This is a genomic window from Butyrivibrio proteoclasticus B316 (assembly GCF_000145035.1).
Taxonomy (GTDB): Bacteria; Bacillota; Clostridia; order Lachnospirales; family Lachnospiraceae; genus Butyrivibrio; species Butyrivibrio proteoclasticus.
Genome location: NC_014387.1, coordinates 2,198,009 through 2,220,327 on the forward strand (window position 1 = coordinate 2,198,009; position 22,319 = coordinate 2,220,327).

17 protein-coding genes are annotated in these 22,319 nt (G+C 39.6%); 1 reads left to right on the forward strand and 16 read right to left on the reverse strand.

Annotated features, from left to right (window positions below; genetic code table 11):
* Window position 1: 1 nt before the first annotated feature.
* The 7 genes from pelG to glyA all read right to left on the reverse strand — a co-directional run bounded on the left by pelG (window position 2) and on the right by glyA (window position 11,158).
* The gene (gene pelG, locus BPR_RS09070; protein ID WP_013281180.1) at window positions 2-1,468 is read right to left on the reverse strand and encodes an exopolysaccharide Pel transporter PelG; all 1,467 of its coding nucleotides are present in this window, start codon (window positions 1,466-1,468) and stop codon (window positions 2-4) included.
* A gap of 12 nt (window positions 1,469-1,480) precedes the next feature.
* A complete protein-coding gene (gene pelF, locus BPR_RS09075) occupies window positions 1,481-2,875 on the reverse strand; it encodes a GT4 family glycosyltransferase PelF (protein ID WP_013281181.1) in 1,395 nt (464 codons plus the stop codon).
* A 6-nt stretch (window positions 2,876-2,881) separates the two neighbouring features.
* Window positions 2,882-4,705 carry a DUF2194 domain-containing protein gene (locus tag BPR_RS09080; RefSeq protein ID WP_013281182.1) on the reverse strand — a complete coding sequence of 608 codons (1,824 nt, stop codon included), beginning with the start codon at window positions 4,703-4,705 and terminating at the stop codon, window positions 2,882-2,884.
* Window positions 4,702-5,526 carry a hypothetical protein gene (locus BPR_RS09085; protein WP_143754278.1) on the reverse strand — a complete coding sequence of 275 codons (825 nt, stop codon included), beginning with the start codon at window positions 5,524-5,526 and terminating at the stop codon, window positions 4,702-4,704. Before BPR_RS09085 ends, BPR_RS09080 begins: the two co-directional genes overlap by 4 nt.
* 121 nt (window positions 5,527-5,647) lie before the next feature.
* The gene (locus BPR_RS09090) at window positions 5,648-7,762 is read right to left on the reverse strand and encodes a hypothetical protein (protein WP_013281184.1); all 2,115 of its coding nucleotides are present in this window, start codon (window positions 7,760-7,762) and stop codon (window positions 5,648-5,650) included.
* Between the two features lie 53 nt (window positions 7,763-7,815).
* Window positions 7,816-9,096, reverse strand: a complete 1,281-nt coding sequence (locus tag BPR_RS09095) for a glycoside hydrolase family 3 N-terminal domain-containing protein (protein ID WP_013281185.1) — start codon at window positions 9,094-9,096, stop codon at window positions 7,816-7,818.
* 823 nt (window positions 9,097-9,919) lie between these two features.
* Entirely contained in the window at window positions 9,920-11,158 is a 1,239-nt protein-coding gene (glyA, locus tag BPR_RS09100) for a serine hydroxymethyltransferase (RefSeq protein WP_013281186.1), read from the reverse strand.
* A 195-nt stretch (window positions 11,159-11,353) separates the two neighbouring features.
* Between glyA and BPR_RS09105 the strand changes: the two genes are divergently transcribed.
* Window positions 11,354-12,316 (forward strand): diacylglycerol/lipid kinase family protein, encoded by a 963-nt coding sequence (locus BPR_RS09105; protein ID WP_013281187.1) that lies wholly within the window; start codon window positions 11,354-11,356, stop codon window positions 12,314-12,316.
* 61 nt (window positions 12,317-12,377) lie between these two features.
* Here the strand turns inward: BPR_RS09105 and BPR_RS09110 are convergent, their stop codons facing one another.
* The 9 genes from BPR_RS09110 to BPR_RS09150 all read right to left on the reverse strand — a co-directional run bounded on the left by BPR_RS09110 (window position 12,378) and on the right by BPR_RS09150 (window position 22,231).
* Window positions 12,378-13,088 carry a phosphatase PAP2 family protein gene (locus BPR_RS09110; protein WP_013281188.1) on the reverse strand — a complete coding sequence of 237 codons (711 nt, stop codon included), beginning with the start codon at window positions 13,086-13,088 and terminating at the stop codon, window positions 12,378-12,380.
* A gap of 56 nt (window positions 13,089-13,144) precedes the next feature.
* Window positions 13,145-14,170, reverse strand: coding sequence for a glycosyltransferase family 2 protein (locus BPR_RS09115; protein WP_013281189.1), 1,026 nt, complete (start codon window positions 14,168-14,170; stop codon window positions 13,145-13,147).
* 31 nt (window positions 14,171-14,201) lie between these two features.
* Complete coding sequence (locus BPR_RS20385) at window positions 14,202-14,888, reverse strand: DUF1653 domain-containing protein (protein WP_013281190.1); 687 nt, start codon at window positions 14,886-14,888, stop codon at window positions 14,202-14,204.
* Window positions 14,889-14,965: 77 nt separating this feature from the next.
* Window positions 14,966-15,976, reverse strand: a complete 1,011-nt coding sequence (holA, locus tag BPR_RS09125) for a DNA polymerase III subunit delta (protein ID WP_013281191.1) — start codon at window positions 15,974-15,976, stop codon at window positions 14,966-14,968.
* 46 nt (window positions 15,977-16,022) lie between these two features.
* Window positions 16,023-18,356 (reverse strand): DNA internalization-related competence protein ComEC/Rec2, encoded by a 2,334-nt coding sequence (locus tag BPR_RS09130; protein WP_013281192.1) that lies wholly within the window; start codon window positions 18,354-18,356, stop codon window positions 16,023-16,025.
* 31 nt (window positions 18,357-18,387) lie between these two features.
* A complete protein-coding gene (locus BPR_RS09135) occupies window positions 18,388-19,338 on the reverse strand; it encodes a GerMN domain-containing protein (protein ID WP_081441760.1) in 951 nt (316 codons plus the stop codon).
* Entirely contained in the window at window positions 19,335-20,849 is a 1,515-nt protein-coding gene (locus BPR_RS09140; protein ID WP_013281194.1) for a sensor histidine kinase, read from the reverse strand. Before BPR_RS09140 ends, BPR_RS09135 begins: the two co-directional genes overlap by 4 nt.
* Window positions 20,850-20,861: 12 nt before the next feature.
* Entirely contained in the window at window positions 20,862-21,542 is a 681-nt protein-coding gene (locus BPR_RS09145; protein WP_013281195.1) for a response regulator transcription factor, read from the reverse strand.
* Window positions 21,543-21,556: 14 nt separating this feature from the next.
* Window positions 21,557-22,231, reverse strand: coding sequence for a helix-hairpin-helix domain-containing protein (locus tag BPR_RS09150; protein ID WP_013281196.1), 675 nt, complete (start codon window positions 22,229-22,231; stop codon window positions 21,557-21,559).
* Between the last annotated feature and the right edge of the window lie 88 nt (window positions 22,232-22,319).

A 22,319-nucleotide genomic window follows, 5' to 3' on the forward strand; every position in this document is an offset into this window, starting at 1 on the left:
GTTAGACCTCTTTTTCACCTGCTTGTCCGTTCTTTGCCAATATGAACATATAGAGTTTCGTACCAAGTCCCTTTTTGCGGACAGCCATGATAGGCTGAGCACTTAATATGTGATAGGGGAGTCTCCTGGTATAAGTCATAAGTCTGTTAATTGCATACACGAGATAAACAATGCTTCCAAAAGCAAATGCAAATCCATAGTATTTGGGTTCAAATAATAGAGAAACCAAAGAGAGCGCTGTAGTTGTAACCGCAAATAGTATATTAGCCTTCTTGGCATCCTCATAAGCCGTAAAGTACATCAGAACAAGCGTGAGCACATTTGCTACTGCATAGGCACCATAGCCTACACACAGTATTCTGAAATATCCTTCCATCAGAGCATCAAAGCCAAGGGGAAGTCTCTCCAGAATAATAAGCCCAACTCCAAGAATGAGTGTTGTTCCATAGAACTGTCTTCTTGCAGTATATATAAGCTCATGGTCCAGAACTGTAAGCATCTCTTTTTCCGCCTGTTCAATCTCCAGAATAGATCCATGGCCGTTAAAAAGGTCATAATACTTTCTGTACTTGGGATAAAGATTAACTTCTACAGATGCCACAAAATTTATTGTTGTGATCAGTATTGTCAAAAATGCAAACAAGGCAGAAATGTCATGTTCAGGTGCTGCATAGAATAGGCCCCTTATCCTGTGCCCTATTCCTCCAAACCAGGCTATAACAAGATGTGAAAAAAGTCCTATATTAGTTGTAAGTCCTATTACCATAAGATCTGAGTATTCATCAAACCATGGCAGAAAATCAAAGTAGTTCTTATGTGAATTAGGAAAAAAGCCATACAAAAGCATCATATCAAGGGCCATCATAACTCCATATCCCAGAACCACGCTAAATAGCATAATATTGATGCTTCCGCCAAAAATCCTCCCTCCAAAAGAAGCTGTAAAAACTGCAAGACCTATAGACACCACATAGGATATGAGTATTCCCCTATAGTCCTTGATCGCAGATAAATAATTCATCTCTGTCCATACCGTAAGAAGTTCTGCAAACAGCATCAGAGATAGAAAGCCTTGAGTAAAAGTAACCCCTGAAAAGACAAGGAATACAGACCACAACAGCATTCCGGAGGGAAGAAGGAAAACCAGTATTCCTTCAAGTGAAGGGATAACGTCCTCTCCTTTTTGTTCGTACAAAAGGTCCGCTACAAATCTCGTCATTACCATAGAAAAAATGCTGCTGTATATCATCGAAGCAAGAAGGGAATAGGTGATAATGCTGACCAGAAGTTCAGTATCTGTCTGAGAAAGTCCAAACCGGTCCGCTATTATCTGAATTGACAACAGGAATATAAAGCCAAGTATCATAGGGCCAGCCGTTATCATTCCGGTATAGCCATATGCTCTTAGCATAGATAAAACACCTGTGGCTTTAAAAAGCTTTTTTAACTCAAAACCTATTCCAGCCATTAATCCTATCCTCTAGTACCTGTAAAGTGATGCATATTTTTTTATCATATCGCCGTGCTTAAAGTATTTTTCTACTCTCTTTTGACCGGCAATGCCCATTTCTTCTCTCTGCTGCCGGCTATTACACATTTTGTCCATGGCAAGTGCAAGTGCTTCCCTATGCATTGGAGGAACACAGTAGCCTGCCTGTCCAAACAAATCTCCCTCTTCTCCTTCTATCAGTGCTCTGCAACAGCCAACATCAGTTGTCACCGCAGGCCTTCTTGCCGCAAAGGACTCAAGTACCGACAGCGGTTGTCCCTCAGAAATACTAGTAAGTATGGTAAAGTCAATCTTGGTCATATACTCAATTACATTGACCTGACCAACAAACAAAACGTCGCTTAGCCCAAGTGTCTTTACAAGGTCATAGCATTCCTTGGCATATTCCTCGTCATCAGTACCTCCAAGAATATGCAGTCTGACATTTTTCCTCATGCTCTTTAACTCATTAAAAGAATATATGAGTGTCTTTACATCCTTGATTGGCGCAAGCCTTATGACAGCAGCAATATCAACAATTCCGTCCTCCTCTTTAAGAGGAATATCGCAGAATTTGTCATAGTGTATTCCGTTTGGAATAACTTTGCATCTCTCAGGAGGTGCTCCCAGTTCTATCTGGATCTTACTGGCATTTTGAAAGAGACAGGTTATGTTTTCCGCTCTTCCATAGATTGCATCCGACAGCATGTAAAAGAACCTTATCCAGTGCCTTTTAAACTCAGGAACAACCCACCTGGCTCTGATTATCTCTTCTTCTCTTTCTCTTGAATAAATACCATGCTCAGTAAGGATTACTTTTTTTCCGGTCACATAGTTTGCAAGTGCTGCCAGAAGTCCGCCGTATCCGGTACAGACTGTGTGGTAAATATTTGCCTTTGGTACCTCGCTCTGGAGGATATGCAGAACAGGGATCAACATTGATCTAATGGTGTAAAAAATATCTGCAAAGGCAATATAGGGATACTTTTCTTTACACAGCTCCGTCAGCGTATCCAGGAAGTCATCGCTCATAAGGAAACTTGCAGGGTTATATCTTTTGACCTGGAACATTTCAAAAAGAACATTCCAGTCGGGCTTATTACAATCTATAAAAGCCTTAAGTGTCTCTTTTTCTACATCTGATAACTTGAATTTATCTTTTTTATTGGGCTTGATCAAAAGAGCATCATCAAGGAAAACTTCATGGACCTCTTTGACATTCTCCGGAAGCTCATATTTGAATTTCCCTTTATCAGAGGCCTTGGCTCCTATTACCCACAAGATAAACTCGTGACGCGGCATTGCCTTTATGTAGTTATGTGTCCAGGAAGATACCCCTCCGAATGTGTAGGGATAGCTTCCCTCCAAAATAAGGCAGATTCTCATGTATAGTTACTTGCTCCTTATGATCGTAACTTTTGCCGACTGAGCTTTTAAAAGATACAGCGAGTCGTTGAGCTTAATAAACTCTCCGCCATAGGCGTTTTCAAGTTCTCCGTCATTTGCTCTTATCAGATAGTAAGCAGTGTCGATGATTCCCTTACTCGTAAGAGAGATGTTTCCTTCTTCTATCTTGTAATTTGGAGTCAGATTCACATATCTTTGCACAGCTCCTGCCATTCCGGCTCCGGTCAGATGCCTTATATTAACTGCTGATTCATCGATCCAGCCCATGTAGTCATCAAGGTTTTCTTTGAGTACTGCCCAGCCCAGATCTGCTCCGCGGTCTTCATCCAAAAGATCATCAGGATGCATGAAATGCGAACTTACAAAATGAAGATTAAGCTCTGCAAAGGCCGTAATTCTCATATAATCATCGAGAATTCCTCCGGATACTATTCTGGGAGTCTCTACTATTCCATCGTCTGCAACTTCAAATTCCTGAACATATTCATCAGGTCCTTCAAGGTAGATACTGGCAATGCATTTGATCTGCGGAAAGTCCACTCCCAGCATGCTTCTGCCGGCATCAGATAGGACATCTGAAGGTGGTACATAGACTGACATATTCTGATTAGGAAAAATACTTGTAGAAAACCTGATCAGCTCTTTTACCGAGGAATGCATTGTCTCATAGTCAGCCCAGGTATTATAACCAAGCTCCTGATTATAGATAAAATCCGGAAGACAAAGAGGCTGGTGATTATATCCATGAAATCCAAGCTCGCCTCCCTGATTAAGGAGCATATTTCCGTAGTAATAATAGTTTGAGGTGCTCTCATTTGGCTTAAGCTCTCCCTCTGTTGTGTCCTGATAGGTCTCTATGATAAGTCCTGTATACTTTATGTTGTGCTCTCTTCCAAGGTTCAACATATCAGGCCACCATACCCTTGAATAGAAATCAGCTATTCCCATGTTGTAATCTCTTTTAACATATTCGCCGTTTCCTGCAGGTACCGGCGATGGGAAGTCGTCGATATAAAATGTGGATGCGTTTATGACAGGGTATATGAATACATCATCCAAAAGCGTATAGGCGCTTGCAAAAATACCTCTGTAAGCTTTTTCTGTATAACCGAAGTTGCAGACTACAAACTTTCCCTTCTGATAGTCTCTTGCCCAGACAAGCGGTACGTTTTTCTCATCCGTGTGAGCATAAACGGTAGTTTCATCATCAAGAACAGCCGAAAGAGATGACTCGTAACCGTCTATTATCTTGTAGGTTCTCTGCGCTCCCAGCATGTATCCCTTGTCAGATACAAAGTCATCTACTCTTGCATAGTCATAGGAAGCACTGATGATTCCGAGTTTATCCGATATGAAATCAAAATTAGTGGACCTGAATGGGGGAATTCCAAAAAGCAGTCTTCCTCCATCTCCTACCCAGCCGGTGAGCTTGGTGATATCTCTGCCAAAGCTCTCAAGATTACTCATTGCTATGACTACATTGTCGTATCTTGATATGAGTTTGTTTAGGTCCTGCTCGTTTTCGCTTACATTTACATTGTCATGGGAAACCCTCATATCCGTAAGGATCTGATCATATATTCCAAGAGCTTTTGCGCTTGTGGCATTTTCCTCTTCCCACAAAACAAGGCACTTTGTGCTGTTACCTGCCTTTTTATTGTTTGTAATATTGTCATCAGGAAGAATCGCTATCTCCGGAGCTGTTCCCTCATAGAGAATTCCTATTCTCTCTATCAGGAGCATAACAAAAATCAGCATAAACCCAAGGGCAACCAGGATAAGCTCACGAAATCTCTTTGTCTTTTTCATGCGCCTACGCCCTCCCTCTGATCATCCCAAAGGTTCACCAGATCTCTTATTTCTCTCGAATAGTATTCATCGCTGTCTCTGACTCTGGCAATCATCTCCCTGAGAGCTCCTCCGGAGCCGGTTTCATAATAAAATCTAAAGCGCAGCTTAAACGCCCTGTCATCACCGGGATACGCCTTTTCCATTCTGTTCAAGGCCTCATCTGCAATAGAGAATTGCTTGTTTTCCAAAAGAGCCATGATAAATCTTTCGTAAGTCTCAGGGCTTGGGTTTCTGTTGACCTTCTCCATCAAAAGCTGCATCAGAGTGTTTTTCTGAATTTCCAAAAGCTGCCCCTGTATGATGTTGCTTGAAATATACTGCTCAAGGAACATGATATATTCATCAAGAAGTCCCTCTTTTTCCGGGTCCCTGGCATACTCCGAGCTATAGCTCTGAAGTCTTAGCTCATAGTCCTTGGATAGCTCCACCATTGCCGTAGTTGCATAGTGAACTACTTCCACATCTTCATTCATTCTGGCCTGGCTAAGCACAGACAAATAATCATTTGTATCGCTCATGAGAACATCCAGCATAACAGAACGTTTCGTGGCTGAATCATCCATTATAAGCGCATCTTCAAGAGGAACCACATTGGCACTTTCAGGAGCTTCCACTAGGAGCGAACCTTCAGATTCAGTGTTTCCATGCATAACCTCAAGATCCTTACTATTGCGTCCGACTCTGTTAAACCTTATCATTATGCTGATCATGACCGCACTAAGCATCCCCCAGAAAGGAATGCACAAAATGATCACCATCATCAGATGATCTATTTTCATTATGCCTTTCCTTTTTAGGAAAAAAGCTATGAGCACTATTAAAATATGAACTGCCAGAAGTACATATCCTATCATCTGCTCTTTACTCCATTTGGGTGCCATCTTCGGTCAAAAGCACAAGTTACGAAACGCTGTGCACAATGTCACATTTTAGTCCCATATCCCTGAAACGCTTTAATACAATGCCTTCACTTGAAGAATCAACCTGCGCTGCAAGAAGATATATGTTTTGGTCATCTCCAATTCCAATAATGTCGTTATTTCTGATCTTGGACTGGAACATTTCATCTATTTCTTCAAGGCTTCTTCCTTCTCTTTGTATCCTGATAAGTCTAAAGCTTGTGAGTCTGTTATCCATCATTTCCTTTTGAATTTCAAACTGTTGCTTAAAATAAGCTGTCTTGGTAATACCTGTTCCCTCAACATATGTCTCAGCAACGACAGCCTTCTGATAATCCCAGGCTTTGAGGATAAAGTTCTCCATAAGGCCGGCAAGGATTCTGATGAGGTTGGAATAATAAGTACTGATCTGCATGTATTCAACTCTGTAGATCATGATAAGAACGCTTACATTACCTTCAGATTTGATACCTGCCACATAAGTCGGAAAGCCCTCTATTACATTTCCGTTAAACCAGATATCATTTTCTGTGAGTGTTTTCAAAACCTCACTATACTCATCAAGATTTATGGATTTCTTCAGAGTCTGTCCCAGCTGCTCAGAGCAGACATTAAGCCTTGCAAATCTTGCATTAGGGTCATTGATAGTATAAATGGCAATAGCCTTATTATTGAGGACATCCTCCATGACAGGAATTGACTCGGCAAAGATTTCTTCAGGCACGGTTGTACTGAGTCTTTTAACAACATCGAAGATTCTTCCAAAACCGTCCCTGCTTCCAATAAGGTCTGCCTTGTACTGATTCTTATAATTCATAGCCTCCTGATAGAGCTTACTGATGAAGGCATTTTCCGACTTGATGGTTTCACTTTCCTCTTTTACAAAGAGTATGTCTTCTTCTCTCTTTTGCTTGATATAGCCGCAGAATGCAGCAGCCACCAAGAGAAGAATGAATGCGATCCAGTTTCCGGGATCATAGAACAGTAAGAGTGCATTGGTACCCGAGAGCTGATAAGCAACTATAAGAGATGTTATCTCTATAAGCGCTGATAACGTGCCTATTCTGGTTCCATATAAGAGCGCCATTACTATGACGAACAATAGTCTTACATCGATCATCTTGAACTGCACACTTCCTGCTGACATGTAGTTGTACAGTTCTACAAAAGCGGCGCCTCCAATCAGTTCAATTGGCATAAGGGCTTTGCCCAGAAAGCTGAATCTTTTCTTTATACGCTCAGAAAAAGTAGGTTTCTGGTGATACAGCTCCTGGTATTTGCTGATGTATTCTTCAAAATCCCAGCATGCATCATGATGAGCAAACCATCCGTAGATTTCACGTGCCTTGTTGTCGCCATGTATTATTTTCCCCTTGATTCCGGATTTGGATAAAGAAATATCAGCATGAGGATAAACATTCAAAATCTTATTTTTGATTTCTCCATAGGTGGTTTTGGCGCCACTCTTAAGATATATTTTTTCAAAGAGAGTCTTTTCTCCCTTTTCGTCTTCCTCCGGTTCCCAATCTGCAAAAAGACGCGCCAAAAAATCTGCAAGATCTGCAGGCTTTAAAAAATATGCCGCTTCATCTTCCAGAGATTTTATCTCGACTCTCTCTTTATTTTCGATGTTTCTAAGAATCCTGCACCAGTAATCATCGCGATTATAAGCGCTAAGTAGATAAGGTGAATATACAATTTTTACGTCAATTCGGTATGTTTCTGCATAATATCTGCATAGATTATTGGTAGAGTCAAAAATGATAGAGTCACTGTTGTCAACATCAACAAGTGCCTCATCAGATACAATATAGACAAACTGTTTAACATGGTGCTTCTGGCTCAGGGAAAAGACTCTTCTGAGTTCTTCAATCTCTCCGACTTTATTGGTATCTCTGGTAAGAGAGCGCGAAAAGAAAAGAACTCTCTCAAACCCGTAGGTATTAAAGAGCCTTCTGAATTTGGCAGACATAACAGGCTGATCAAACCATGTGATATTATCTTCCTTATAGGCATCCTGATCTGAGTCGCATACCACTACCATATCCTGAGGGCATGCAACAACTATCTCATCTTTTCGAAAGTAACTCGTGTTGCCTACTAAAAGCGTATCCATTTAGATCTACTCCTCAAGTAAACAATCCGTTATTGCATTATTGATAGTTTCTATTATTTTATTTCGTCTATTTTGTTTGCATACTTTAGTCTGTAAATTCTTTTTATTGATTCGTTTATTCTATCTTCTGTAATAGCTCCGCTATTAACAGCATCCAGAACACCCTGATAAGCCTCTTCAAAATTTTCAGGAAGGAAAATCATATCTGCTCCGGCGTTAATTGCATTTACCGCAGCTTCTGCAGATGTGTAGTTCTCGGTAATTGCAGCTTCATTTAAGGGAGCGGTTACCACTAATCCATCATATCCCAGCATTCCCCTAAGTTCATCAGTGATCATAACCTTGGATAAAGAAGCCGGAGTATTATCTCCTGTTATTGTAGGAAATGATACATTACTCATCATAACAGCTCCTACCTGTCCATCACCAATTGCCCTCTGATAAGCTACATAGATGGTTGTAGTAAGCTCTTCCTTGGAAATCTCATTTGCTACTGCAGCAGATTTAGTGTCACCGGAAACCGGGAATCTGTAGGTACAAGCAGTAACTCCGCTGTCATGAAGTGCTGATGTCATAGAAACTGCGATATCAGCCACTGACTCCATTTCAGTTCCATATTTGCCGTTCTCGGAAATATCAAGATCCGGAGCAAAACAGAAATTAAAACCATATCCAAACAAAGCTGCGCCTATGGAAGTTCCGGCGTTGTACGCAGTATCTGAGTTATTTATTTCACCAGTCTCTATTCCGCCGATAGAAGCTGTTATTGCTCCGTTCTCACTTCCATCTTCGCTTACAGCTGTAAAGATAGGATATTTACTCATATCAGACGTATTCTTGATCATTTCAGTAATCTGATCTACGGATTTGATATTCTTGGCTGAATAATAAAGACCACCAACTGCATATTTAGACAAGGCATCCTGAGTACTTGTTCCTGCCTTAACTACAGTAGCCACCCCGGTAAACTGCTCAGGTGACACCATGAAAAGACCTGCAACTTTATCTTCAAGTGTAAGCTCACTCACACAACTATTTACTATTTCTTCCAGGACATCCCCATCAGTCATTTCTTCCGGTTCAGGCGCAGACTCCTGTGGCGTTTCAATGACTACTTCCTGATTCTCGCTCGAAGCAGCCGCGGCAGCTTCTTCCTGTTCTGCTTTTTTGGCATTAACTACCTTTTTTATCGAATATATTCCAAAGGCTCCAAGCCCGACTATAAGAACAATCGTAGAAATGAGAATTATAATAGCTATAAGCTGACTCTTCTTCCTGCGCTGCCTGCGAGCCAGTCTCTTCTCATCAAAATCCTGTTCATCTATTCTTCCCATATTTCCCCCGAAAACCACTCATATAAATAATCATAAATATTTTATCATAAATACAGTTTCCGTTGAATAAAAAAGAATATCTTCGTGCTGTGAATGGTAATTTCTTTACAACAAAATACGAGGGCAGAAGCTTCATCGATAAAACCTGCTTCTGCCCTATGCCGAGTACTTATTAACTTCCTTTATTTCGTCCAACGGACTAGTCCTCCAGTTTCTCAGCTCTTTCTTTCCATTAACTTTTGCATTCATATGCTGTGGCTGCAAGGAATTTATATTGCAATTACCACTTATCATGTACTCGATAGCTGTATTTCTAATACTTACTTCTAATACTAAAACTTCCTAACAAACAAAACTTAAAATCTTTTATAAAACTAATTTTCCTAGTTTGGTGGTCCGTACCATCCTTTCTCTGAATATTTTAATTACCTATCCCTTTGGACTGTACCTGCCTTTCTTTCTCCAATTGATCTGTTTATCTTTGGAGAAGTATTTTGTTTCTTTTGATGGTTTTATTATATTCATTGGCCAATAAGTTGTCAATACATTTTTGCTTTTTCTTTTAATTAATTTGATAAAAGCACATAAATTGTATTATTTTCTGCTAATTATTATAATTGTATATTCATTTCGCACAATTCTGTCATATAAAACAGTTCCCATAATCTCGCGATGCCAATTATGTCTTTTGCCAAAACCATACTAATCTGATGATAAAAATTTAAATAACTTGTCAGAAAACGAAAAGGCCCCGGCTCAAATATGAGCCAGGGACTGTAATATAATTTTTATTCCTTAATAGTTGTATTTAACCAGCATAGGATCACTTAAGTGGATACTTGGCAGTGAGCTTTGCAATGATTGCTCTTGCCTCGTCATTCTTCTCACCCTTATTCTTGATAACAATAGAAATTGCCTCAGCAATCTGATCCATATCTTCTTCATTCATTCCACGGGTTGTTACTGCAGGTGTTCCAAGACGGATACCACTGGTAACAAATGGAGACTGCTGCTCATTAGGGATTGTGTTTTTGTTGGCTGTGATATGTGCATCGTCAAGCCATGCTTCTACTTCTTTTCCTGTAAGACCAAAGTTTGTGAGATCAACAAGCATAAGATGGTTGTCTGTTCCACCTGATACGATCTTGATACCTCTGTCCATAAGCCCCTTGCAAAGAGCCTTGGCATTCTTGACAACGTTCTGACCGTATGTAACAAACTCCGGTGAAAGAGCTTCCTTGAAGCATACAGCCTTGGCTGCAACTACATGCTCAAGTGGGCCGCCCTGAATTCCAGGGAATACAGCCTTATTGAACTTGTACTTATCCTGAGCTTCCTGATTCCAGAGAATAAGTCCTCCTCTTGGTCCACGAAGTGTCTTGTGGGTTGTAGTTGTAACTACATCTGCATATGGGAATGGGCTAGGATGAACTCCTGCAGCCACAAGTCCTGCAATATGCGCCATATCTACCATGAGAACTGCTCCGCATGCATCGGCAGCCTCTCTGAATTTCTTAAAATCAATTGTTCTGCAGTAAGCTGAAGCACCTGCAATGATGAGCTTAGGCTTGTGCTCTACTGCAAGTCTGTACATTTCCTCATAATCAAGAACACCGTTCTCGTCAACACCATAAGGAATAACATTAAAATATGTACCTGAAATATTAGCTGAACTTCCATGAGTCAAGTGTCCACCCTGATTAAGGTTCATGCCCATAATAGTGTCGCCGGGCTTAAGAAGAGCAAACTGAACAGCCAGATTAGCCTGTGCTCCTGAATGTGGCTGAACATTTGCATAGTCGCAGTGGAAGAGCTCTTTAGCTCGCTCGATAGCAATCTTCTCAACTTCATCAACTACATAACAGCCACCATAATATCTTTTCCCTGGGAGTCCTTCTGCATATTTGTTGGTAAGCGGACTTCCCATAGCTGACATAACAGCCTTGCTGGTCCAGTTCTCAGATGCAATAAGCTCGATGTGATCGTTCTGACGATCTACCTCTTTCTCAATAAGAGATGCAATTTCCGGGTCAACTGCCCTTAAATCTTCCAATGAATACATTTCTAGACTCCTCCTGTTAAATACTATTTCCTGCTATTACTCCGCCCTAATTGATGTTAGGATCACATTATTCTTTTACAATGTGATGTACTAAAGCAACATCTTGCATATCGTAACATAACAGAAAGAAAAATGCTATAATAATTACATTAATTATTTATTTAACAAAAACACATCACTGGAAAGGCATAATACATGTACTATTGCATTGTTAACCCCTCTGCCCGCTCAGGCAAAGGAAAAGAAATATGGGAAAAACTCGAAAAGAAATTCGATGAGAAGGGATTAAAATATCAGGCCGTATTTACAAAAGGCCCCGGACATGCAACCAGGCTTGCCAAAAATCTTACCGCTAAAGTATCCAAGACTCCTATTAAACTGGTTGTTCTTGGAGGCGATGGAACACTAAACGAAGTAATCAATGGAATTCAGGATTTTGAGAATACACTCGTAGGCTATATACCGATAGGATCAAGTAATGATTTTGCAAGAGACCTCTCCTATCCCGACAAAATAGATGATCTGGTAGATAAGATAATTAAAGGCCAATTAGTTCGCACCCTCGATCTTGGCAAATTAACCTACAATTCAATGTCTAGAGAGACCTCAAGACTTCACGATGACAAGATTGCAGTTACCAGAATATTTGATGTTAGTTCCGGAATTGGCTTTGACGCTGCTGTTTGTGAGCAGGCTCTTTCCTCCGGGACCAAGAATTTCCTCAACAGGATTGGTCTTGGCAAACTTACCTATGGCTCTATCGCCATCAAACAGCTCTTTGGTGCCCAGAAAGTCCCCTGCGATATAATTCTCGATAACGGCGAGACCATTCATTTGAAACGCTTTATATTCATAGCTGCTATGGTTCACCACTACGAGGGCGGAGGATTTAACTTTGCTCCTAATGCTGATTTATCTGATGGCAAATTTGACCTTGTTTATGCCGGTGATATGCCTGTTATCAGAATGCTATACGCTCTTCCCTTTTCTTTCTTTGGGAATTTCTATTGGATAAAGGGAATTGGTCACCATGTTGTTCAAAAGGTTACTATCAAAACCGATAAGCCAATGTGGGTTCATACCGATGGTGAGGTTTCAGTCAAGTCAGACCACATCACCTGGGAATGCCTTCAGAACAAGCTCCAAATGATGAATTAATTCTTTTAATATGTAAAATCAAAGCCTGGTTCAAACGAACCAGGCTTAAATTCTGCTAATATCAGTTGTATCTGACTGCCACTTTCTCTTCCTGTCTGATACAGAAATTCTCCAAAAGAGATGTATGATAAAAAACAATATAGAAAATGATAGCCATTATAAATGCAGTAGTAACATCGTAGAAAGAATGCTGTTTAACAAAAAGTGTTGAAAGAATAATGAGCCATCCTATAACATCCATGATGACTACACCTGCTTTGTTAAAACGCTTACTGTGATGAACTGCGATCATTGTTCCTATTGAGTTATATACATGGATACTTGGCCATAAGTTAGTTGATGTATCCGAGCTATATATAAACTGAACAAGATGAGTAAAAATGTTGTCCCTTGGCATAACAGCAGGTCTTAAGTTATGCATATTAGGAAACAGAGTCGATATCACAAGGAAAATCGTCATCCCTGTTGCAAGGAAAAAGAAATTCTTGTAATAGTCTTCCACATCAAATGAAAACATAAAGAACAACAATGTCAGTGATACATAGGCAAACCACATAAAATATGGGATGATGAATGCCTCTACAAAAGGAATATAATCATCTACCACAGTATGTATCACAGCATAGTGAGAAAACTTGTGTTTCTCAATGTAAATAAACCATGAAAGATAAATAGGTGCATAAATAAGAATTGGAACAGCAAGCTTTAAAAGGTCGTTTCTGGTCTCCTTGCAGAGCTTGCGGCCTGTCCAATCTTCATAAAACTTTTTCATAATTTTTCCTCATAATCTGATAAAGAACCAATGTAACTCTACCACATCAAATCAGATTAGTTGAAGTGGAAGATTTTCTGTAAAAGCTTGTATCCGGCAAGTGTGATCTTTCTGCCGCCCTTACCGGGAAGGTAAATATATGTACCTTCGATACTATATCTGATCTTCAAATATAAAAGATAATTCTTTTCTTTAATATAATCAAGTAGTTCTTTTCTCTTGGCAAGATTCTCAGGTGTATCCTCAGTGATCAAAAGCACTGAAGATATAGCTGTAATGATCTCTAGATAATTGAACATATATTTATGACGCTCTCTCTGAGAACGGATCATACCATAATTCTCAACATAATAATCAACCATCAGCTTGTTGACCCTGATCTGCTGATCAATTCTTGATAACATGATCTTCTGGTTAACTGACTGATCTTCTCTTCCAATATAGTAGTAATAGAAGTTAACATCCAGATAATACATGGTCTTAACAAACGGAAGTGGATTGAATACATAAATATTATCAACATAAAATGTATGCTCAGGTAATTTAAGTCCACACTGTTTGAGAAGCTTGGTTCTGAAAATTACTGAGTGCATCAAAAGGTAATGTCCCTTAGGTGTTCTCTTAATATCCTTCCAGGTAAAGAGCTGTTCAATAGGGAACATCCTATTGTAGCGCATAACCTTATGTCTCTTCTCTCCAACCTTGTTATATACAAAGTTACTGATAAGCAGATCAAGCTGCTTCTCTCCGCCTGCAAGTTCAGCAAGTGTAGAAAGGATCTTTCTGTAAGCTATCTCCTTAACCCAGTCATCTGAATCAACAACCTTGAAGAATAGTCCTGTAGCATTCTCAATACCGGCGTTAACTGCACTTCCATGTCCACCGTTAGGCTTATGTACTGCCTTACAAATAGTAGGATACTTGGCAGCGTAAGCATCTGCAATCTCAGCTGTTCTATCTTTGGAGCCATCATCTACGATAAGTATTTCTACATCCTCTCCTCCTACGAGCAGAGAATCAATACATTTCTCCATATAGCTCTCAGAATTGTAGCATGGCACAGCTATTGAAAGTAATTTCATTTCAGGTAAAACTCCTTAAGTCTCATAATATTTATCTTAACCTAGTACTCTCGAATTTCTCCATAGTACTAAGGCAAGTTCTCAGATCATTAAATCTGTCATACACGTCGCCTTCATTAACAACAACTCCAAGCGACATAGCCATAATATCAATCATATCATTAGTTATTGTAGGTCTTAATTTGGATAAAATGTCGTTCTTGTCTGCTGCAAGATCAGCGTCCATAAACTCAATTACAAGTGGATCAAGATTGAGCTCCTGTGCTTCCTCATCAACGCTTTTCTCCATAACCTTGGATGCCTTGTAAGGCTCCTTGCGGAAATCATCTCTTGTTCTGTCCAAACTCTGTGTAATTCCTGAAGACTTGTCTGATGATGATTTATCTGTTACAGGCTTGTCTATGCTTATCTTATCTGTCACAGGCTCAGCATTAGTTGTAATTGTATCAGATAAACCTGAAGGCGAAGAAGGTGACACTTTTTCAAACCTATATTTCTGAGCCACATCAGGATACTTGTTTCTGTCTACTTCTGACATGAACATTTCAAGTGGTCTCACATATACCTTATAATCCCCATAAAGAGCCTGATACACAACCATTTCTTCTCTTGTTTCTGAATGAATAGCAATAGTCAGAACCTGGTATAAATTCCCCTTAAAATGCCTATATAATTCCTGCGGTCTTGGTCTATCCAAAACGTAACCTCCCCTGATCATACAACATATAGTACCTAGTATAATCCCATACCGATTTTATTTCAAATATTGTAACAAATCACACTGCTAAAAAGACATCAGGCAGTGCATTTTATTATAACCATCTCAACGCTTATAACATAGTCAAGTTTACTTGTCTTGACGGCTTCATCATTAGCTGCACACAATTCAAGTGCCTCCTGTAATTCAGCTCTTGAATAGCCTCTGGCCCAACCTATGTATTTATTAACAAGGAATGGAGCCAGTTTGACAGCACTGGCTATAGAACCATTGTCTCTATGATTCTCATTCATCTCCTTGACCTGTAGCATGAGGTTAAACTGTCTGGTTATAAGAGCAAGGATCTTGGCAGGTGGCTCCTTGAGTGCCAGAAGATCATAGTAGAGATCAATTGCTCTTTTCTGGTTCTTCTCAACAATTGCATCTGTCATAGCAAATATTCTGTTAGTGAGCCAGTTAGCACAAACCGCTTCGATATCTTCTTCTGTGATCTCGCTTCTGTCCAGACAGTAGCATATAAGCTTCTCAAGCTCTGTACTGATATTGGACATGTCTGTTCCAACCCTGTCTATCAGAAAAGAAAGAGCTCTTGGAGAAATAATCTTGTCCTCGCTCTTAACCTTAGAAGCAATCCAGCTGGAAAGCATTCTCTCATCCTGCTCATCACAGCATATCTCAAATCCTATCTTGGAAACGGTCTTATAAATATCCTTACGCTTATCCACTTCTTTCTCTGCAAAAATAAAGAAGGTAGTTTCAGATGGATTCTTGAGATATTCGGCAAGTTCAGCGCATCCGCTCTTAAAAAAGCCACTGTTCTCAACGAGAATAACTCTTTTATCAGATAAAAAAGGCATAGTTTCAGCCATGTCTATTATCTCGCCCGGATTAAGAGAATCACCCTCATATCTGCTAAAATTCATTGAAGCAGGATCACCCGCAAGTGCTTTTACCAGCTTGTCCCTGTTCTGGTTTCTAAGGTATGCCTCTTCTCCATATACAAGATAGCATCTCTGAAAGTTGCCATTTTTAATATCTTCATTAAGTTGTCTTTGTTTTACCGGAAAATCTGTTGTCTTATTTGCCATTTTTACGCTCCAACATATATGTTAACACAGAGGGCTCAAAAATTCATCAGTGCCTGTTCCTGGCATCCTCATATTTAATAAACTCAGAAATCTTCAGTCTTTCCCCTCCATCAATGACATTTACCTCTATTTCTCCTGAAATATCAGTACGATAAATAATTGTGCCAATATCAGCAAGTCTTTCCAAGACCTCACTATGAGGATGGCCATATCTATTATCCTCTCCGCAGGATATAAGGGCGATTCTGGGCTTTATCATCTCCAGAAATTCCGTATCGGTAGTATATTTAGATCCATGATGCGCAACCTTTAGAAGATCTATATTATTAAAAATGTCCGGGTTGTTATGAATAACACGCTTTATGTTATCCTGTCCCTCCTGTTCACAATCTCCGGTCAAAAGAGCTGTAAAATTACCATGCTTCATAAAAAGAACTGTAGAATAGGCATTAGCACCTTCTACCTTCATATTAAGCTCAGGATTGATACACAAAAATTCGGTTTTACCAATTCTGAATCTTTCTCCGGTGTTTATGTAAAAAACAGGAATCTTCAGCTCCTCTGCTCTATTCTCAAGCCTGTGATAATTATCTCCGCGACATGTTTCATTAACTTCCGGAAGGATCAGCTTTTTAACATAGATCCCGCCTTTTTCCATATCATCAAGAATATCCATGATACCGCTTAAATGATCTTCATCTTCATGAGTTAGAACAATAGCGTCCAGACTTCCTATTCCCTTATATTTCAAAAACGGTATTATCTGATACTTACCAACATTCTTTTTGCTGGTGCTGCCTCCATCTATTAGTACATTGCGTCCTCCGGAGCTAATAACTATGCCATCACCCTGTCCGACATCGATCATGCTGATATTAAGTTGTGGGCCGATATGGAAAGTCAAAATAATAATTGCAGCCCCTATCAGCAATTTACAATATCGCTTGTTTTGGAAAGACGCATAGACAAACAGCCCTATTACCACTATATACACAAGGACTCTTAATCCACCGGAATGTCCCATGTACCAGGTCATCCTCCGGGTAATAACAGTTGATGAGCAGAGAAATCTGTAAAACAGTAGTATCATTCTGACCGGAAGTCCCAAAAGATGGATATCCCCCGCTCCCAAAAACACTAATACTGCACCAAAAGACATAGTAATTATTCCAATTATCATTAATATCCCAACAACCGGAATGACAATAAGATTTAAAAATAACGAATGTATTGGATATGTATAGTAGTACATGCAATATACAGGAAGAGTTGCAAGAGCTATTCCAATTCCCGAACGAAAAGCATTTAATACATGTTCACAAACAAGCTCTCTTTCGGTAACCTTCTCATCCGCAAACTTCATTTTATAACTTCCGGTTCCGGTCTTTTCGCTTTCCGGCAAAAGTCCCATCCTTACAAGCACGTCAGAAAAAAACTTTAGTTTAATTCCCGGCGCAACTATTGTCACGCCAAGAATTGCCCCAAAAGAAAATAAAAAACCACTGTTATATAAATAAAGAGGCTGTTCGATCAGGAGCATGATTTCGGCAAGTGAAAGAGCTGACAAAAGGTCATAGGTTCTTCCAAGCACAGGTGCAAGGAGCCTTATTCCAAACATCACTATTGCCCTGACGCTAGATGCACTCATTCCGCACATCTGGCCATAAATATACATAAAAGCAATTGGAAGAACACTTGCAGGAATTATTGGAAATCGTATCTTTCGAAGTAGTTTGTATAGTCCCATCCCCAAAATTGAAATATGCAGGCCACTAACAGCCATAATATGAATTATTCCGGCGTCTTTATAAAGTCGCTTGGTATCTTCATCCATAAAGGCCTTATCTCCAAGAATAACCCCTTTCATAACAGCTGCATCTTCATTGGATAGACATCTGTCCAAAACAGATTCCAGCCTATATTTGATCCTGTAAAGTCCTTCCTGAAATATATCTTTATTTCCGCCCACTCCCTCTATCCGGGCTTTAGTTATCCTATATGCAATTTTCAAAGTTGAATAATAAAGGCGCGAGTCAAACTCTCCGGGATTTCTTCCGGACTCAAATGTTTTTTTTCGCCCTGCCACTTTCACAAGCTGTCCAATAGCAGGTTCAATATAATCCTCGTTTGACATGTAACATTGAATATATTTATTTTTTCCAAGATTATTTCTATTGCATGGAATTATATAGATTACCGGAGATACTTCGCCCAAATAGTCGACCCTGTACTCTTTTCTGTCTACATAGCCTTCTATTTGGAGAAAGTTACCATCTCCGGCATCAGAATGGTCATAAAGATCATCAGATACAAATAATTCAAGATATAAATAGATAAGCGCCGTTATTATCAAAGCTATTAAACATAACGGTCGTTTCATAATCAATTCACTTTTTATTTCTGTAATTTAATCACTGTGTTTCAACAATATCCAGATTTCTCTCATAGGAGCCGCTAATAAGGTAGTCCATAAAGGTAAAAGCTGACTCTCCGTTTACTGAAAATGCTACTTTATTGATATTAGGAAGTTCAGTAACAGTATTTACAATGGAATAAATAGCAGTTTCAGCAGATACAGACCCCATCTGTGTCAAAAACTCCGAGTCAAAATCTATATAGCATACGCCATCTTTAGAACTGATACTGCGTACTTTGGTATTCTTAGATACTGTTGGATATGCTATATCTGTATTAGGGCCGCTTATAACCTGCTCAACTGCCAGTTTTTCCATGGCAATATTGCTGTTATAAACTACAGATCTGTAAACAGGAATAAGCTTCTTGCCATCCTCACTTGCAAAATACAGCTTAAGCTCAACCTTCTCATAGGTATTGATTTCATTACCGGCATTATAGATAAAAGTATCTGCAGACATATTGCCAATGACATTACCATAATGATCTGTAATAGGCGTTCCTTCTATCTGGAAAGATACATAGTCTATATCATCCAGCTGTGTAAATGTCCTGACAATTGCCGCCCTGTCCAAAACTTCCAGAGTCCTGCCAAGATTATTATAATTAGGGCTGAAATTCATGGTAAGAAGCCTGTCATTAAGCGAATATCCTATAAGATGAATATCCCCCGACATTGGAGCTTCATATTGCATTCTGTCCGGCATTTGGCCGAGAACTTCAACCAGTTCCTTGATTGCTGCATTAGTATCATTAATATCAGCAGTAAGTTCATAATCCTGAGATATCACACCTGTTTCACTGCTGTTGACGTAATAAACTTGTATCAGCTGTTCAGATTCAGGTTTTTTCCTGCTGCATCCTCCAAGCATAGGAACAAGCATGACAATACCGAGCATTATGCTCACGCTCTTTATGAAATTTGCATTTTTTCCTTTTTTCATCATTTAGTTCCTACACTGGACAAAGGTATCTTGACTGTAAAGGTAGTACCTTCTCCTAAAGTACTCTTAACATCAATTGATCCCCTGTGCATAATAACAACATTTCTTGCAATAGACAGGCCAAGCCCTGTTCCACCAATTTCTCTTGAACGGGATTTGTCAACTCGGTAAAATCTCTCGTAAATATGATCGAGAGATGATTCAGGAATACCCATTCCGGAGTCTTCTACAGTTGTGTAGAAAAACTGATGATCTGCATCAAGAGTAACTCTCACCCATCCATTATCCTTGTTATACTTAATTGCATTTTCTACCAGGTTCATGATAAGAAGCGAAATCTTAACTTCATCAATTTCAGCCGTTATTGCTCTCTTACTCTCAAGAGTAAGCTCAATATTATGCTTACGCGCAATTGGCCTCATCCTCTTAAGTACGCTCTCTGTAAGAGAAACAACATCAACCTCTGTAATCGCAAGACCTGCGGAAGTCTTATCCATCTTAACAAGCGCCAGAAGGTCGTTGATGATCTTATCTTCCCTGTCTATCTCACTTCCAATATCGCTCATGAATTCTCTATATACTTCATTTGGTACATCTTCCTGAGCCAAAAGAGAATCTGCAAGAATCTTAATTGAAGTAATAGGAGTCTTGAGCTCATGTGATACGTTTGATACAAATTCCTGTCTGGAATCATCTAAAACCTTCATCCTGCGAAGAAGCGCATTGAAAGCCTTGATGATCTGTTCAGTTTCCATATAGTTCGGGCCAACAATAGGCTTATCTGTATAGCCTTCCTTAATGTCATTGATAGCAGCTGTAATTCTATCAAAAGGCCTAAGAAGTGCATATGCTACAAGTGCTGCAAAGACAATGATCACCATAGCGATCAGAATTTCTATGGTAGTTGCACGTCTATCAAGAATTTCCATAGTATTGGCAATAGTATCCGTAGATACACTTGTCAGTAGTACTCCTCTTACAACCTCATTCTTGTCCCTGCTCTCATACACATCCTGTTCTTCTATAAGCTGCGTTTCAACGATAGGTGTGAGTAATTCAATGTATCCATTTGCCTGGTCATATCTGGACATAGTACCCTTTGAGCCGGTCTTAAGACAGTTTACAACCTCTTCAGAAATAATAGTCTTGCCCTGACTAATGCTATAGGTATCCTTTACAACCTTAAGGTCATCATTGATAACCATAACTCGTCCATCATAAAGATTAGCCAGCATATCAAGCTCGGCGTTTATCACATCCGATGACTGGTTCTGCAAATAGTTGTACATAATAAGGTGATTGGCCAAGATCTTGAGCTGAGTCTGCACCTCAGTTGATTTGACACTGACAGCACGATCCTCATAGCTATCAAGGATCATCAAATGCACAGATAGTGACGATAATAATCCTGTTATAGCTATTACCAAAAAGAATCGTACTCTTAGACTTTTTAGAATGTCTCTGATTTTTAATTGTTTAAAAAATTCGCGAATCCCATCAATATACTTATTCATATTTATGTTACATCATGCCTGAAAATAGTAGCCGCTTCCCCATTTAGTTCTAACGTATCTGGGTTCGCTTGGATTGGACTCAAGCTTCTCTCTAAGTCTTCTGATATGAACATCTACTGTTCTGACATCTCCGGGATACTCTGTACCCCAAATAGTAGTAAGGAGCTCTTCTCTTGAGTAAACTTTGCCGGGGTTAGATGCAAGAAGCTCTAAAAGTTCATATTCGCGGCTGGTAACATTGATTTCTTTGCTGCCAACGAATACTCTTCTGTATTCTTCGTTGAGCTTGAGATCGCCATAGCTGATAACATCCTTGCTGTCAGCATTCTTGGAAGCTCTTCTCATAATAGCCTTGATCCTGGCTTTTACTTCAAGGATATTGAAAGGCTTGGTAATATAATCATCTGCGCCATATTCAAGCCCCAGAATCTTATCCATATCATCGCCCTTGGCTGTCAGCATGATGATAGGAACATTAGAAAACTCTCTGATCTGTTGACACACCTCAAATCCTGTCATAATTGGAAGCATTACATCCAAAAGGATAATGTCATATTCATTAGCTCTGGCCTTATCAAGTGCTTCCTGTCCGTCATAAGCACAGTCAACTATTATATCATCCTGCTCAAGGCTAAACTTAATGCCCTTTACAATAACTTTTTCATCATCAACAACAAGTGCTTTCTTACTCATTTATACCACCATTTCTAAACAGTTATATAATCTTTTATCTTGGAAAACAGCTTATCCTTGATCCCGGAGACCTTCATAATATCTTCGATAGCAGTAAATTTGCCATTTTCTGTTCGATAATCAATAATCTTTCCAGCTATCCCCTTCCCTATTCCGGGAAGTGTCATTAATTCCTCAGCAGTTGCAGTGTTTATATTGATAAAGGAAGCTCCCTTATCTGCTCCACCAGACGTCTGCATTGATTCCTTGTTATAATCATAATCCGGAACGCTTGAAGAATCAGCAGTATCAGCCTTCTCTATTTCATCCCGCGTTGGAATCTGCAGTTTAAGGCCATCTTGAATAGGATATGCAAGATTTACGTAGTCTTTATCTGCATTTTCTGCAAAGCCTCCTGCAGCTTCTACAGCATCAATTATACGTCTATCACTATCCAGATAATAAACACCCGGATTAACCACAGCACCACAAACAAAAACTGCACAGGATCTAACTGCAGCTTTTGCAGGCTCTTCATCCGGCTCAGAATAATCAGCAGATGCAAACCCTCCCGAGCTGATACCGGAAGACGCATCTATCGTTAGTTCCCGGTTCATTTCTTCATCTGAAAGAATTATTTCCTGCGAGTCTGCTCTTCTGCATCCCGCAAGAAGAATCATAGTTAAAAGAATTATTATTGTTTTACGCATGTTTCCTCCCAAAAAAGAGGACCCCGCCATGCATTTCTAATTTTATAAAAGTTAATCAAATAACGCAATACCATTTATTGCTTCATTC

Bases quoted from the DNA above. Each gene is read 5' to 3' on its own strand.
- BPR_RS09110 (WP_013281188.1), bottom strand. From the start codon at position 13,088: ATGAAAAAGTTTTATGAAGATTGGACAGGCCGCAAGCTCTGCAAGGAG.
- holA (WP_013281191.1), bottom strand. From the start codon at position 15,976: ATGGCAAATAAGACAACAGATTTTCCGGTAAAACAAAGACAACTTAAT.
- BPR_RS09095 (WP_013281185.1), bottom strand. From the start codon at position 9,096: ATGGGAAGAATAGATGAACAGGATTTTGATGAGAAGAGACTGGCTCGC.
- BPR_RS09140 (WP_013281194.1), bottom strand. From the start codon at position 20,849: ATGAATAAGTATATTGATGGGATTCGCGAATTTTTTAAACAATTAAAA.
- BPR_RS20385 (WP_013281190.1), bottom strand. From the start codon at position 14,888: ATGATCAGGGGAGGTTACGTTTTGGATAGACCAAGACCGCAGGAATTA.
- pelG (WP_013281180.1), bottom strand. From the start codon at position 1,468: ATGGCTGGAATAGGTTTTGAGTTAAAAAAGCTTTTTAAAGCCACAGGT.
- glyA (WP_013281186.1), bottom strand. From the start codon at position 11,158: ATGTATTCATTGGAAGATTTAAGGGCAGTTGACCCGGAAATTGCATCT.
- BPR_RS09080 (WP_013281182.1), bottom strand. From the start codon at position 4,705: ATGAAAAAGACAAAGAGATTTCGTGAGCTTATCCTGGTTGCCCTTGGG.
- BPR_RS09130 (WP_013281192.1), bottom strand. From the start codon at position 18,356: ATGAAACGACCGTTATGTTTAATAGCTTTGATAATAACGGCGCTTATC.
- BPR_RS09085 (WP_143754278.1), bottom strand. From the start codon at position 5,526: ATGAAAATAGATCATCTGATGATGGTGATCATTTTGTGCATTCCTTTC.
- BPR_RS09090 (WP_013281184.1), bottom strand. From the start codon at position 7,762: ATGGATACGCTTTTAGTAGGCAACACGAGTTACTTTCGAAAAGATGAG.
- BPR_RS09105 (WP_013281187.1), top strand. From the start codon at position 11,354: ATGTACTATTGCATTGTTAACCCCTCTGCCCGCTCAGGCAAAGGAAAA.
- BPR_RS09135 (WP_081441760.1), bottom strand. From the start codon at position 19,338: ATGATGAAAAAAGGAAAAAATGCAAATTTCATAAAGAGCGTGAGCATA.
- BPR_RS09150 (WP_013281196.1), bottom strand. From the start codon at position 22,231: ATGCGTAAAACAATAATAATTCTTTTAACTATGATTCTTCTTGCGGGA.
- pelF (WP_013281181.1), bottom strand. From the start codon at position 2,875: ATGAGAATCTGCCTTATTTTGGAGGGAAGCTATCCCTACACATTCGGA.
- BPR_RS09115 (WP_013281189.1), bottom strand. From the start codon at position 14,170: ATGAAATTACTTTCAATAGCTGTGCCATGCTACAATTCTGAGAGCTAT.
- BPR_RS09145 (WP_013281195.1), bottom strand. From the start codon at position 21,542: ATGAGTAAGAAAGCACTTGTTGTTGATGATGAAAAAGTTATTGTAAAG.